Genomic DNA, 15,047 nt, shown 5'->3' with positions numbered 1-15,047 from the left:
AAATTATCTTTTGGTTCTTCCTTTGGAAGTTGATTTCGCATCCTGTGCCACACGGAAACCTACCCAACCGTAAGCTTTCGCCTCGTCACGGTATCTTCTCTGTCCCGGGTCCAGCCAGTAAGCGCCATCCAACCAAGACCCGCCTTTGATCACGCGCACCTCGTTTGATACTCTTGTGGTTCGGCTTACGGGATCTTTCTGCATTACTACACGTCCTCTTCCATCTACAATAAATCTTTTCTGTTTAGAATTGTACATGTTATAACCAGCTGTGGTGCTGTCTTCCCCACGGCCGTAGCCAGCCTCTAGCGACGACTGGAAATCCCCATCGCGGAAGTTTCGGTAATCCGCAACAACTTCACGTTCATACTGTCCTGGTAAACCACGGTAAACCAAACGTCCATCTGCCAGTGTATCGTATCTTGCGGCATCTACTTTTTTATAGGTCCCGTCTTCGTTTCTTACCACTTGCTGGGCAACATTCCCACGGAAGTAGTTGAAATCGCTGGCCTCTTCATCGATAATTGGCCTGTAGACATCGGCCGTCCATTCAGCTACGTTGCCAAACATGCCATAGATCCCGAGGTTATTTGATGGATATTGTTTAACATCAGAAGTGGTAGGTGAACCATCATTCTTCCAACCTGCTACCCCCGAGTAATCTCCGCGTCCCTGCTTAAAGTTTTCGAGATACATGCCACGGTCACGGCCTTTGGTGCCTTTCAGCTGTTCTATTTGAGGTTCTTTGTTGGTATAGAGGTTATAATTTCTTTCTTTCTGCATGCCCAGTGCCGCAAACTCCCACTCTACCTCTGTCGGGAGTCGGAATTTTTCCACCACACCAGCCGCTGCGTTTCGGTTGGCAGCTAAAATTCTCTGGTTGCTTGTTTTGATACCGGAACGCTGCTGAAGACGCTGTGTATTCAGGTAAGTTTCCATCTCAGGGTCGTTGGCTTTGAACTTATCGAGGTTGAAAGAATTTGCGCCTTGATTGTTCGCATCATTCGTATAAAAGTCTTTGGAGATCACACCCTGCTCCATTAGTGCTTTTTCATTGGCCCTGTCTGTAAGCCAGTCGCAGTAGCGTGATGCCTGAAGCCAAGAAACACCCACTACAGGATAATAATCGTATTCTGGTCTTCGGAAATATGTTTCGGCAAAATCGTTACGTGAAAGTTCGTTATTCCAAACTAAAGTATCGGGCAAAGCGCCACGGTAAATTTCTTTAAAATTAGGATCTGATGGCGGGAAAACAAATTTCAGCCAGGTAACATACTCGCGGTATTCGTAATTGGTAATTTCGGTCTCACCGATGAAAAAAGAACTTACCTGCATGCGGCGTGGGGTATTATTCCAGTCGTGCATAACATCATCCTTCACCAAGCCCATGGTAAAAGTACCGCCCTCCACGTACACCATGCCGGGCCAGCCCTTTTGCTTTTGTTGCTTTCCGGTAAAAAACCAGCCTTTCTGGTCGTTGGGTTTCCAGCCGGTTTTACTGGTAAAACGCTTCGTTCCGCCCCCCTTTTTGCTGTTGCCACCGCCGCAACTTGTAAACAGGAAAAGCGAACCTAACGCCAATATCGTGAACAACTTTAGTTTATTCATAAATATAGAGATATTTTAAGGTACAAAGAAAATAGAAATAATTTAATTAATCAAATTAATAGATTGATTTTTGCAAGAACGCCGGGAAATATATTTTATTGCATCACACTAAAATTTAATATTTTTCGTTTAATTTGTATCCCTGAATTCCTAAGCCCAAATGATGCGAATTTTTCTGCTTTTTTTCTTTTTTTTTACCTCTACCCTTTTGTCGGCGCAAACCATCCGTCTGGACTGGGCAGGTACTGAAACCATAAATTTTGGCAGTTATAAAGTAACCGCCCCTGCTTTTAAAAACGCTGGTTTCGCTTATGAAGAAGGCGCTGTTTTTTTCCGTTCAAGTGAGAAAGCTGGTGCAGGTGAAAAACAAATCACCGACCTGCAGTGGGAAAAAATTTCGATAAAGGAACTTTACGACCTCAGTCCGAACGTATTGCCGACACGGGAAATAAAGGAAGTCAGCCACTACACCAATCCGTACACGGGCCAAAAAACCATCAATATTCGGGTAGGCGCTTTAAAAACAGAGAACGGAGCCGTTTACCGTCTCATGGCTTTCACATTGATCGATGCTCCCCAAAATTTAACAGCACGACACCGAACCGAGCGAATCGGTACGAGCGATAACCCGCTCAAATCCGGCACATTCTATAAGATAAAAGTGGATAAATCCGGGGTATTTAAAATTACCACAAAATTCCTTCGGGACAATGGCATTAATCCTTCTAACATCAATCCGAAGAACTTCAGGATCTACGGAAATGGTGGGTTAATGCTGCCAGAACATAACCTCGACCCACGCTACACATCGGTTCAGGAAAATGCCATACAGGTAACCGGCGAGGAAGACGGCGTTTGGAATGACGGTGATTATGCGCTTTTTTATGCGCAAGGTCCACACGGCTTTAATGTGTATAAAAATGTACATGCTGACCCTACGAACAGACGGATTGAGACACGGCGCGACACCAGTAGGAACTTCGTCAACATCTATGATGATTACTCCTATTATTTCATCAATTTCGATCTCGGGCCTGGCAAACGTATCAAGGAGGAGGACCAGGAAGTATCTGCGGTGCCCTTTACACGTTATGATGAATATCAGTACATTAACGAAGAGAAATACAACCTGATGAAGGTAGGCCGGATCTGGGTCGGTGATGCCTTTAATGATAATAAAACGGTAGAATTTACTACAAAATCACCCATTCAGGCTGATGAATCCGTCAAATTCAGGAGTCGAATCGTCGGCTATCAGGCTGCAGGTAATAATATCACCATCAGTTTCAATAATCAGCAGCAAGATGTCACCAACATCCCATCTGAGTCGCGGAAGGATTATCAACCCATTACCTTCTCTGGCGAACTTACAGGTTTACAGGGCAATAAACTCACCTTCAGCTATCAACCAAACATTTCCGCTAACCCCAATGGCAGGTTTTATTTCGATTATGCTGAAGTACAGTATCGTGAGGAATTGAAATATAGCGACGGCCAACTGAGTTTCCGGCGGTATGACATCAATGAAAACTCTGGCAGCGATTACGCATTCTCGATTGCCAACGCAACAAATATCGAACAGGTCTGGCAGGTATCAGATCTTACCAATGCCCGCAGAAAAGTTAATAAATCTGGCAACAACAGCCAGTTCAGCTTCGGCTATACTGCCAACAGCAATACCTTTGTTAACGAGTTCATTGCCTTTAAACATACCGATGCCTATAGCCCTATGTTCGTTGGCAGAATTGAAAACCAAGACCTATCCAGCCTACAGAACATTGATTATCTGATGATTACCGCACCGGAAATGCTGGGGCAGGCGCAACGGCTTGCTGATTATTATAAGAACCAGTATAATGTAGCGGTAGTGGATGTGAATAAAATCTATAACGAATTCAGCAGTGGCAGAAAAGACATCACCGCTATCCGCGATTTCACCACCAGACTGAACACCACCAATGGTCGACTGAAATACCTTTTCATTCTGGGCGATACTTCTTATGATTTCAAGGGAAAGGCAAACCCTGGTTCGGATATCATCCCATCTTACCAGAGCGAGGAAAGCAGGGATTATGAAATGACGTACGTCACTGACGATTATTTCGTGATGACCTCTCCACAACGCATCACAGCCAGTTCCTTATCATCCACGCTGCCAGATTTACCTGTTGGCCGACTTCCTGCCGCAAACATTACAGAAGCCAAACTATTGATTGACAAAACTTTGGCTTATTATAATGCGTTACCAGGACAGTCCACGCCTTTCGGTGAGTGGCGCATGAAACTGGATTTTGTGGTGGACGACGACGCGGATAACGGAGTCCCATTCCATAACACCATGAATAACGCCTTGAAAAAAGCAGAATTGGATAGCGGATATCTCACGCCTCCTTCAAATATCTATTATACCAATAAAAAACCTGAGTATAACATCCGTAAGCTTTACTTTGATGCGTTTCAGGCACAGACCTCCGCCGCCGGGCAACGTTATCCGCAGATCAACCAGGCGATCGCCAATGATATGGGTAACAGCCTTTACATCTTCTATTTCGGGCATGGTGGTATTAATGGCTGGGCACAGGAAAGGGTTCTTTCGCTGGAAGAGATCCGGAATTTTAACAACTGGAACAATGTCTATTCCCGGTTTCCATTGGTTTCTACCATTACATGCGAATTTACACTTTGGGACGAGCCTTCCACATTTTCCGCGGGTGAGCAGGTAATGAAAGCCAAGCAGGGCGGAGCGTCCATGATGCTTACCTCGAGCCGTGCGATCGGTGTGGGTTACGGCGAACTTTTTACAACCATTTTTACCCGCCATCTTTTTGAACTGGAGAATGATGATTTTAAAAGCCTGGGTGACGCTTTCCTGGAAGCCAAAATTGAGAAAGGCATCGATGAAAATCACCTTAAAGTAAACCTGCTCGGCGATCCTGCGGCCAAACTCAGCCGACCTAAAAGATTGCTGAAAATAGATTCGGTGGAATCTCCGATACCCGGCCAATTGCGCGCACTGGATTTTGTGAAAATAAAGGGGCACATTACCAAAGCAGACGGTTCCGTTGATGCAGATTTTAACGGAAGAGTGGCCATCAACATTTTCGATAAAAGGGTGAATAAAAAAACGCTGAATAACGACAACGACTCGAAACTGAACCCCGTTTTAAATTACACCGAAGAGAACGGGCCGATCGTAAAGGCTTCCGGCAAAGCCGTGGATGGTATGTTCACTGTAGAATTTTATGTGCCGAAAGATATCAACTACGAGGTAGGAACTGGCAGAATTCTAGCCTATGCGGACAATAACGTGTTTGATGTCTTTAATAACCAGGAGCAGCAGATCGGCGGCATCAATCCAGACGGAATTATAGACAACGAAGTGCCGAAAGTGCAGTTGTATATGAACAATACCAATTTCGCGGACGGCGGCATCACCAATCAGAACCCTACGCTTCTGGCGTGCATCACTGATGACAAGGGAATCAATTCTACCGGTTCGGGCATTGGGCACGACATTACGGTAATCCTGGATGGTAAAGTGATAGATACCGTGGTTCTTAATGATTTTTATTTTTCCGGTGACGGCAATGGCTGCAACAACACCAATTTAGCGGATTACCAGAAAGGCACTGTAAGCTACCCGTTCCGTAACCTCGCGCCGGGCCCACATCAGCTCACTTTCAAGGTTTGGGATATTAACAATAATTCTACTACCAGCACGTTAAATTTTGTAGTTAAAGACGAGAGCAACCAGAACCTCACCCTAAACAAACCACTAAACTGGCCAAACCCCTTTACCAACAAAACCTATGTTCAGTTTGAGCATAACTGTGATGACCTGCTTGATGTAAATGTACAGATCTACACCATTACCGGGAAACTCGTGAAAACCATCAGTACAACAGTTACCGCAGAGCCGTCCTTTCAGGGTTTCCGCACACCGAAAACTGCCATTGAATGGGACGGGAACGATGATTTTGGAGACGCAGTTGGAAAAGGCACCTATATTTTTAAGATCTTTGCAAAAAGCCAAAACCAAGAGAAATGCAAAGGCAGCGCTACCGCTGTAGAGAAAATGGTTTTACTGAAATAAAAAAAACAACGATAAAAACTAATTTATGACAATGACGAAAAAATTATTTTTAGGATTAGGGTTAGGACTAAGCGTGGCAGCATTTGCGCAAACCAATCCCGTCCTTACCGGTGCCCCCTTCCTGAGGATATCACCCGATGCGCGCGCCGGTGGTTTGGGCGACCAAGGTGTAGCCACCACTACCGATGCCTTTTCACAGTTCTGGAATGCCGCTAAATATCCCTTCAGTAAAACCACAGCTGCGGTAGGTGTGAATTACACGCCGTACATGAGCAAACTTACCAATGATGTCTTCCTGCTGTACGCATCATATCACCAGTTTTTGGGACAGGAAGAGCGTTCTACCATTTCCGCAAGTATTTATTACTTCAATATGGGCGAAGTAAACCTCACCGAACTTGTAGGAGCCGAAGTTCAAGACCGCGGAACTACCAAGCCTAATGAATTCTCCATTGATGTAGCTTACGGTTTGAAATTATCTGATTATTACTCCATGGCAGTGACCGGCCGCTTCATCCGTTCCGACCTTTCCGGAGGTTTGGGTTCCGATAACACTTTGAAGCCTGCGAACAGTTTTGCAGTAGATGTTTCCGGGTATTTCCAATCGGACAGACATACCAGTATCAATGATTTTGAAGGGCGTGCGCGCGCCGGTTTCGCCATCCAGAACATAGGGCCGCGTTTAGATTATACCGGTGACGACGAATCCCGATCCTACCTTCCCACCATGGCAAGACTTGGCGCGGGTTACGATCTATTTATTGATGACCTCAACCGTGTAGGCCTGAATTTTGAAGCATCAAAACTATTGGTACCAGGACCTGACAATACCGGTAATGTACCAAATGTCGGTGTGATAGAAGGCATCGGAAAATCATTCAGCAATGAAAAAAGTGTCATGTTCAGCGGGGCGGTTGAATATGAATATGATAACGCGTTTGCCTTACGTGGCGGCTACTTCCATGAAAGTGAACAACAGGCGCGCGCCAGTATGCTACCGTAGGGGTTGGTCTGAAATATCAGTCTTTTGGTTTAGACTTGTCTTATCTCATCAACACCTCTAAAGTAAACTCCGCACTTGATAATACATTGAGATTCGGACTTACATGGAACATCGGGGAAGAATCCTCTAACTACGATTATTAAATCTTAGCAAAATAACAGTGAAGCCCCATAAATTGGGGCTTTTTTTATGAATAAACCGTAAATTAGCATGATGAATTACGCCAATGAACTCAAGAAATTTGTAACCAGCCAGTATATTTATTCGGCGGTGCGCATTGCTCTGGCTATTGTAATCCCGAGTATCATACTCGCACATTTCGGGTTACTTCAGGAATATTTTTTGTTTCCGCTGGCGACTAGTTTTGTAGGGCTTACCGATCAGCCCGGCCCTTTCATCCGCCGCAGGAATGCACTTTTGCTGGCAGTCATCACATTTTTCATCACAGCTACCGTGGCCAGTTTACTGAAAGATTATCCACTGTTGATTTTTGCGGAAATCCTTGTTTTCGGGATATTTTTTGGTATGATTGGCGTGTATGGGCAGCGATTGGCCGCTGTAGGATCTTTATCCCTGGTGGTACTGGCGATTTTTGCGGATGGTCATATGCTGGGCGGACATCTTGGTAAAAGCCTGCTTATCTTTTTGGCAGGGGCAACGTGGTATTTCATCATTTTCATGATTGTATCGAAAATCCAGCCGTATAAACTCGCCGCACAGATGATTGGTGAAAATTATATGGAACTGGGCCAATACTTAAATATAAAATCTAAATTCTATCTTGAAAACCCTGATTTTGATGAACTTTATTTACAGGTCATCGCACAACAGGTAAAGATTAAAAACCTACAGGAAGAAACGCGCGAAACAGTGTTCAAAACCAGGAAAATCGTCAACGAGTCCACCACTACAAGCCGTTTGCTGATGCTGATGTTTCTAAACTCAATAGATCTTCATGAAAAGCTGATGACCTCTGAGAGTGATTACCGGAAAATGCAGGAAACATTTGGTGAAAGTGGTTTCCTTAAAAATGTAGGTACCTATCTCGGTTATCTCGCCCGCGAGCTTGAGAATATGGGCATCGCGCTGCAAAGCGGCACCAAGGCGCGTCCGCTGGGGAATATACCGCATGAACTTAGCGAAATCCACGAGCAATATTTTGATCTGCGCAACCGGAAACTCAATGCCCATAACTTAGAGAACTTTATGGTGTTGAGGCTTATTCTGTCACGTATCACCGCCATTTCCGATGAAATCACTACCATGTACAAAGTCCTCAGCCAAGATAATAAACTCGCGAAAAGTCTATCCGCGGGGCTTGACCTGAATAAATTTGTACCAGACGGTGAAAAGCCAAACTTAAAGGTACTGCTGGGTAATTTTTCTTTGAAATCCTCACATTTCAGGCATGCGCTTCGGGTTACCATCGCATTGCTGATCGGCTATTTCATATCGCAGTTGCGTTTTTTAGGCATTGGCCATTCTTACTGGATTTTAATTACCATCATCGCTATCATGAGGCCAGCGTATGCTACCACCAAACACCGCAATTTGCTGCGGTTGTACGGCACCATCGTGGGCGCGGTGCTGGCGTACGGCATTCTGTTGACTGTTGAAGAAAATACGGTGTTGTTTGTCATCTTAATGCTGAGCATGATCCTGTGTTTCAGTTTTTTGAAGGCGCAGTATTTCTGGGCCGTATTGTTCATGACCATATACATCTTCCTGACCTTCAACTTCCTGAACCCCGGCAACATCAATATGATCTTTAAAGACCGCATTATTGATACCGCCATTGCAGGCGTTGTAGCGTATATGGTATCTTATTTTGTGCTACCGGTATGGGAACATACGCAGAATCTCGATTTAATGAAAAAATCGGCTAAGAGTAATTTCAAATACTACAAAGCCGTGATGGATACCTTTCTGAATGGTAAAACCGGCATCCAGGATTATAAACTGAAACGCAAAGATGCGGTGATTGATTTGGCCAACCTGTCGGATAATTTCCAAAGGATGATCTCCGATCCGAAAAACCAGCAGAAAAAGATGGAGCAACTGCATCAGTTTGTCACTACCACACACCTCATCACTGCGTATATCGCTTCACTATCACAATATTCTAAAACCGCCGAAGCATATCCCGAAATCGATTTTCATAACTGGAACCGGAAAATCTCAGCCGAACTACTGCGCACTACCCTATTGCTGGAGCAGCAAAAGTTGCGTACACACATTGTTGATGAAAGCAGGCTGAAACCCGAAGATTCCGTAGAAAAATTACTTGAAAAGCGTCGTAGAGAACTGGCCGAAAACGAGTTAACCGACCGCCGCGACCCAAACCGCATTACCCGTCTCACAGAACTCAAAAATCTACAGGAAATTCTCGATCTGATATATGATGTAGCAAAAGAGCAACGGAAAATCGTTGAAAATTATGAGCCGGATAATCAGTCTACCACAGTAAGGCAATAGTTCTCGAAAAATTCCACACGCGCCGTGTAAAGGTCTGAAACCTTGTCATCATGCACCCTGCACTGGATATCATAGGGGTAACTGAGATCAAACGGTCTCACTTCATAATGTTTTTTCAGCGACCAGTATTTTGAATGATGAATCTTGTACAGACTTTCCTTCAAAGACCAAATAACGGTCAGGTAAGTGACTTCTTTTTGGCTTTCAATGAAATACGACTCTTCTTCTTGCAGAAATTTGTGACGTATTTTCGTAATCTTAGGGTTAAAGGGTTCAATATCAATGCCCACTTCATTCTCTGAAATAGCCAGCGCTGCAAACGGAAAAGAGTGCGTGATGGAGATATGGAAATCATTAGGCTCCAGATATGGGACGCGCCCATCGTATAAAATCTTATGCCCCGGAAGTACAGATCTCAGGATTTTTCTTACCAATAATAACTCTTTCAGTTTCACCGGATGATAACCTTTCACTTTCTCATAATTCTCTGGTTCCAGCAGTTCGTGTGGGTCCAGCGACTCCGTTTCGTCATATTTCCAAAGTAATATTGTGGCTTGTTTATCCGAAAAATCTCTGTATAAAGACATATTTGAAAAATATTAAACAGCAGAACGGTAAAATTAGTGTTTTTAAATAAAGTTAGGGCCCGAAAAGTGTCAGCGCTCCACTTGTCAGAATAAAATTGCTTAATTTTGCAGAAATTTCTTAATAAATGGAGACAACAACACAATACGTTCCTTACAAAGTAAAGGACATTTCCCTTGCTGAATGGGGCAGAAAAGAAATAAAACTTGCCGAGGCAGAAATGCCAGGCCTTATGGCCATTCGTGAAGAATACGGACCGTCGCAACCACTGAAGGGCGCACGCATTGCCGGCTGTCTTCACATGACGATACAGACTGCGGTGCTCATCGAGACTCTGGTAGCGCTTGGGGCAGATGTTACTTGGTCATCTTGTAACATCTTCTCAACCCAGGATCATGCTGCAGCAGCTATTGCAGCCGCCGGAATCCCCGTTTACGCCTGGAAGGGCATGAATGAGGAAGAGTTCGAATGGTGTATCGAACAAACCATTTTCTTTGGTGAAGACCGCAAGCCACTTAACCTTATTTTGGATGACGGCGGTGATTTGACAAATATGGTTTTTGATAAATATCCGGAGCTTACAAAAGACATCAAAGGTCTTTCTGAAGAAACCACCACCGGCGTTCACCGTCTTTATGAAAGAATGCAGAACGGTACGCTAGTAATGCCCGCTATCAACGTGAACGATTCGGTAACCAAGTCCAAATTCGATAACAAGTACGGCTGTAGAGAATCCGCGGTGGACGCGATCCGCAGAGCGACTGATGTAATGCTTGCTGGTAAGCGTGTGGTAGTATGCGGCTATGGCGATGTGGGCAAAGGTACGGCAGCTTCTTTCCGTGGTGCAGGTTCCATCGTTACCGTAACTGAAATTGATCCGATTTGCGCGCTTCAGGCTTCCATGGAAGGTTTTGAAGTAAAAAGACTGGAAACTGTGGTTGAAAACGCGGATATCATCATCACCACAACCGGAAACTTCAATATCGTAAGGGCTGAACATTTCGCGAAGATGAAAGACAAAACCATTGTGTGTAACATCGGGCACTTTGATAATGAAATCGATATGGCTTGGCTGAATGAAAACTACGGAGATACCAAATATGAGGTAAAACCACAGGTTGACGTATATAACATTGATGGCAAGGAAATTATTATTCTAGCTGAAGGCCGTTTGGTAAACTTAGGTTGTGCAACCGGTCACCCAAGTTTTGTAATGAGTAACTCTTTCAGCAACCAAACGTTAGCACAGATTGAATTATGGACCAACTCAGCAGCTTACAAGAATGAAGTTTATACTTTACCTAAACATCTTGACGAAAAAGTTGCAGCTTTACACCTTAAGAAATTAGGTGTGGAACTTGAAGTTCTTTCACCGGAACAAGCTAAATACATTGGAGTTACCGTTGACGGTCCATTCAAACCTGAATACTACCGATACTAAGAGAAAAATAGACATTTATTATCAACCGCCACAGCGTTTCTGCGGCGGTTTTGCATGATTTTTGCATGTTATAATATCAACACACCTTAGACTACTTATAAACCACTAAGTATTTTAAGGTGATTTCACTGTGTGATAAAGGTGTTAAAACATTTTCATATGACTGATTATATGGTTAAATTTGAAGCAACACAAAAACACACTGATGAAAAAATATTTACTGCTGGCATGCCTGCTGCCATTGGCAGTAGGGCACGCCCAGGTGGGCATTGGCAGCAATGCTGTTTCCTTTGACGATTCCGAAATTCTTCGGATCGCATCCCAAAATAAAGGAGTTTTACTTCCCAATGTATCCATCTCAGATCTCACAAAAGCTGCACCGGTTACTTCGCCCGCCAACTCGCTGCTGGTCTATAATACCAATGGCAACACCGGCAAAGGTTTCTATTACTGGCTCAACAACCGGTGGAATCCGCTTTTAGACACCACCAATATTTACAAATATTTAGGTATTGTTCGTTCAGAAAGCGCCGTATCTACCTCTGGGGTTAATGACAATACACCGATTACGGGTGTAAGTTATACCATGGGCGAGGCACCGTCTGCCCATCAGTGGCAGTTAATCCCGGGCTTATCAAAAACCATTTCTCTGTACTCGAGTGAAAACGCTGTGTCGGTCTCCGGTAGCGGGATCGCCCAAGTAAATTCTGCGGCTACTGATGATACTTTTCTATCCTATTCTATTGCGCTTTTTGTAGATTCTAAGCTGGTAGGTGTACGTAATTTCATTATTAACGGCAAGCAAAAATGCCTTTACAATGATTTTAATGTATACTTCAATATCAGTAACCTAAGTACCGGTAATCACCTGTTTGAATTGCGCGAAACACTGCGGGTGAGGCATAAAGACAGCTATAGCATCACTTTCGGTGGCAAACACACCTCCTGTGGCAATCTAAGTCCCATAATGGAAAAATCTATTATGAACATCCAGATTTCGGAAAAACCTTAAACACAACTGACATGAAAAATATATTACTCCCTGTAATGCTCTTTACTGCACATTTCATTTCTGCGCAGGTGGGCATCAACACACAGTCCCCCCACGCTTCTGCAGCGCTGGATATTTATGCAAATAATAAAGGTGTAAGCCTCCCACGTGTAGCTTTACTAAACAAAAATGATGTCACAACCATCAGTAGCCCTAAAGAATCTTTGATTGTATATAATACCAACACTGCCAACTCGGGTAATGAAGGGTTCTATTACTGGGACGGTAAAAAATGGAACTTTCTGTTTTCAGACCTTAACCAAAATAATTTAATGAACCAGGTGAAATATTATACCGCATCATCTTCCACCGCATACACTTTTACTAAAAGCACTACCAATCAGTTTTATGGTTATTCCGCGCATACCAACGGGGAAGCCTTGGGCGCTCAATGGACGGTGATCTCTTCTCTCACTAAAAACATTACGGTTGACCGTGCAGAAAATGATGTTTTGATGAGTATCAACGGGATGTATCAGGCAAATAATTCCGCAGTCGATAACGTTGGGATTACCTCAACCATCGGCTTTTTCATTGATGACAAATTAATTGATGTTAAACCCATGTTCCTAGACTTTTCTACCGCTTGTGCATATCGGCAATTTATGATTTATGGAGTGGCTAAAAACCTTTCGAAGGGCAACCATACCGTAAAATTTGCCATCAGAAACATTGATGCGCCAAGCATCTCGGGACTAACAGTTACGTACGGCTCGCCAAACCCAAGTTCTACCTGTAAAAGCCTTTCAAAGTTTGAATCTGCCATCAGCAGCACAATTTTTATTAACCAGCCTTATGTTTTTTAAGATGAAAAAGATAATTTGCGCCGCCGTCATCCTTTGTGCGTTTACCGTGAAAGGCCAGATTCTTATAACTTCCAAAAACAGTACTGTGACCAAGCCCGATCCAAGTTCGGTACTTCATATTTCAGATGACAAAAGAGGATTATTGCTTCCGCAGGTGGGCCTGCTGAGCAACACTGATCAAGTGACTGTAGCCACACCGGTAGATGGTGTACTAGTCTTTAACACCAATACCAACAAAACGAATTTTTGGGCGGAAGGAAAATGGAACAGAAACTTCGATGTTAATGATGGATTAGCGATTATAAAACAGACAGAGAATTTTACCGGTAGCTGCACGAAAAGCACTACCATCAGCAGTTTCCCCTCCAGTGTACCATTATTCAATTTGGATGACAATACCAACGACTGGACGGACCTTAACACCACAACCACCATTAAAATCACCAAAACCAGTAACAGCAACTATATCATGACTGAGGGAATGGTGCAGATAAACAACGTGTATGATACTTACCAGAAGTTTCAGTTTGCGATTGGTATCTTCGTCAACGGCAAACTGAAACTTGCCAGCAAGTACACCACTTCCAGCAGCGATTTCGTTTGTAACTGGCGGAAGTTCAACTTGTCTGGGGTATTTAATGATCTTCCGATAGGTACGCATACCCTGGCCGTATATGGCAAAAACCTGCCTACTATAACCAGTGGATACAGCCAAATTGTGTACGGTGGCAATGCGAAAGGATGTAATAACATTAACGACGATATGGCAAGAATCTACGTAACCGCACAAACCACACAATAAGTATTACAAACAGTGCAAATATGCAGTGACTGAAATTTTACTTAACTTTATCTGATAAAAGATATTTCTTATGAAAAAATTTCTTTCGCTGCTGGCGTGTTTGCTGTTTTCAGCGTTTATTTTCGCACAGTCGAAACCCGCGTTTTGGGATGATATAGAACGTTTTAAAGAAACGGACAACAAAACGCCACCGCCTCGTGATGCGATTTTACTGGTTGGGAGTTCCTCTTTCACCATGTGGCAGGATGTCGCCGATTATTTCCCGGGGAAAACTTTCATTAACCGTGGTTTCGGAGGCTCCAGTCTGTTAGATCTTAATTTCTATTCAGTGGAACTTCTAAAACCTTACCAGCCAAAACAAATCATTATTTACTGTGGTGAAAACGATTTCGCTTCAAATCCTAACTTGAAACCCCGACAGGTTTATAACAGATTCCGACACTTTTTTACAGAAATAAGGAAATATCATCCAGATGTCCCGGTAGCTTATGTTTCAACAAAACTTTCACCAAGCCGCAAACAGCTCTGGCCTAAATTTATTGCCACGAACACTATGATCAGAAAGTTTATGGAGCGAAATAAGAATACAGCATATATTGATATTACCAAAGCGATGAACGGACCCGATGGCACCACCCGTAGTGACCTCTTCTTAGCCGACTTACTCCACATGAAGCCAGAAGGTTACCGGATCTGGGCAAAGGAAATACAACCTTATTTAAAATAATATTTGGGATGAAAAGACATGAAGCGCTTGTACAACTGAGTCGCGACCACCATTTTGGCTTGCTGCTGTGCTGGAAGCTTAAACAAGGGATCAATAAAGAAATCAGTGCAGAGAGGATGGCAACTTATATCCAGTTGTTTTTCAATCACAACCTCTATCCTCATTTTAAAGAGGAAGAAGAGACCATCTTTCTCATTTTAGGAAATACACATCCGTTAATCGCGGAAGCATTGCAGGAACATGCCATTATGCGTGAAATGGTGGCGGAAGGTTTTACAGAAATCACACAGATACAGAATTTCCGGGATTTGCTGGAAACGCATATCCGTAAAGAAGAGCGCCAGATTTTCCCCGAAATCGAAAGACAAGCCACAGACAGGCAGCTACAGAAGATTATGGCGCTGGATTATCCTGCACTAAAGGAACCTGATTTCAGTGATGAATTCTGGAAATAGA

The 15,047-nt window shown here is 43.6% G+C and carries 10 protein-coding genes and 1 pseudogene; 9 read left to right on the top strand and 2 right to left on the bottom strand.

All coding sequences use genetic code 11. From position 1 onward, the window contains the following. Positions 1-3 precede the first annotated feature (3 nt). Positions 4-1,608 carry a gliding motility lipoprotein GldJ gene (gene gldJ, locus CO230_RS03645; protein WP_122027357.1) on the bottom strand — a complete coding sequence of 535 codons (1,605 nt, stop codon included), beginning with the start codon at positions 1,606-1,608 and terminating at the stop codon, positions 4-6. 163 nt (positions 1,609-1,771) lie between these two features. Between gldJ and porU the strand changes: the two genes are divergently transcribed. The 3 genes and pseudogenes from porU to CO230_RS03630 all read left to right on the top strand — a co-directional run bounded on the left by porU (position 1,772) and on the right by CO230_RS03630 (position 9,179). Then, the gene (gene porU / locus CO230_RS03640; protein WP_410492873.1) at positions 1,772-5,701 is read left to right on the top strand and encodes a type IX secretion system sortase PorU; all 3,930 of its coding nucleotides are present in this window, start codon (positions 1,772-1,774) and stop codon (positions 5,699-5,701) included. 25 nt (positions 5,702-5,726) lie between these two features. Beyond that, positions 5,727-6,847 (top strand): annotated as a pseudogene (gene porV, locus CO230_RS03635) (type IX secretion system outer membrane channel protein PorV). 70 nt (positions 6,848-6,917) lie between these two features. Next, complete coding sequence (locus CO230_RS03630; protein WP_122028874.1) at positions 6,918-9,179, top strand: FUSC family protein; 2,262 nt, start codon at positions 6,918-6,920, stop codon at positions 9,177-9,179. Here CO230_RS03630 and CO230_RS03625 read toward each other — a convergent pair. Further along, positions 9,155-9,766, bottom strand: coding sequence for a 4'-phosphopantetheinyl transferase family protein (locus CO230_RS03625; RefSeq protein WP_122027355.1), 612 nt, complete (start codon positions 9,764-9,766; stop codon positions 9,155-9,157). The two genes, CO230_RS03630 and CO230_RS03625, sit on opposite strands and share 25 nt — an antisense overlap. Before the next feature lie 125 nt (positions 9,767-9,891). On the opposite strand from CO230_RS03625, the gene ahcY reads away from it, so the two are divergent. The 6 genes from ahcY to CO230_RS03595 all read left to right on the top strand — a co-directional run bounded on the left by ahcY (position 9,892) and on the right by CO230_RS03595 (position 15,046). Next, positions 9,892-11,205, top strand: a complete 1,314-nt coding sequence (gene ahcY / locus CO230_RS03620) for an adenosylhomocysteinase (protein WP_122027354.1) — start codon at positions 9,892-9,894, stop codon at positions 11,203-11,205. A gap of 205 nt (positions 11,206-11,410) precedes the next feature. Beyond that, positions 11,411-12,217 carry a hypothetical protein gene (locus tag CO230_RS03615; protein WP_122027353.1) on the top strand — a complete coding sequence of 269 codons (807 nt, stop codon included), beginning with the start codon at positions 11,411-11,413 and terminating at the stop codon, positions 12,215-12,217. Positions 12,218-12,228: 11 nt separating this feature from the next. Further along, positions 12,229-13,062 (top strand): hypothetical protein, encoded by an 834-nt coding sequence (locus CO230_RS03610; protein ID WP_122027352.1) that lies wholly within the window; start codon positions 12,229-12,231, stop codon positions 13,060-13,062. A gap of 1 nt (position 13,063) precedes the next feature. After that, a complete protein-coding gene (locus CO230_RS03605) occupies positions 13,064-13,864 on the top strand; it encodes a hypothetical protein (protein ID WP_162989970.1) in 801 nt (266 codons plus the stop codon). A 70-nt stretch (positions 13,865-13,934) separates the two neighbouring features. Then, complete coding sequence (locus tag CO230_RS03600) at positions 13,935-14,591, top strand: GDSL-type esterase/lipase family protein (RefSeq protein ID WP_122027350.1); 657 nt, start codon at positions 13,935-13,937, stop codon at positions 14,589-14,591. 8 nt (positions 14,592-14,599) lie between these two features. After that, the gene (locus CO230_RS03595) at positions 14,600-15,046 is read left to right on the top strand and encodes a hemerythrin domain-containing protein (protein ID WP_122027349.1); all 447 of its coding nucleotides are present in this window, start codon (positions 14,600-14,602) and stop codon (positions 15,044-15,046) included. Position 15,047 lies beyond the last annotated feature (1 nt).

This window comes from Chryseobacterium sp. 6424 (genome assembly GCF_003692615.1).
Classification (GTDB): Bacteria; Bacteroidota; Bacteroidia; order Flavobacteriales; family Weeksellaceae; genus Kaistella.
This window is presented reverse-complemented; position numbering and strand designations above follow the sequence as displayed.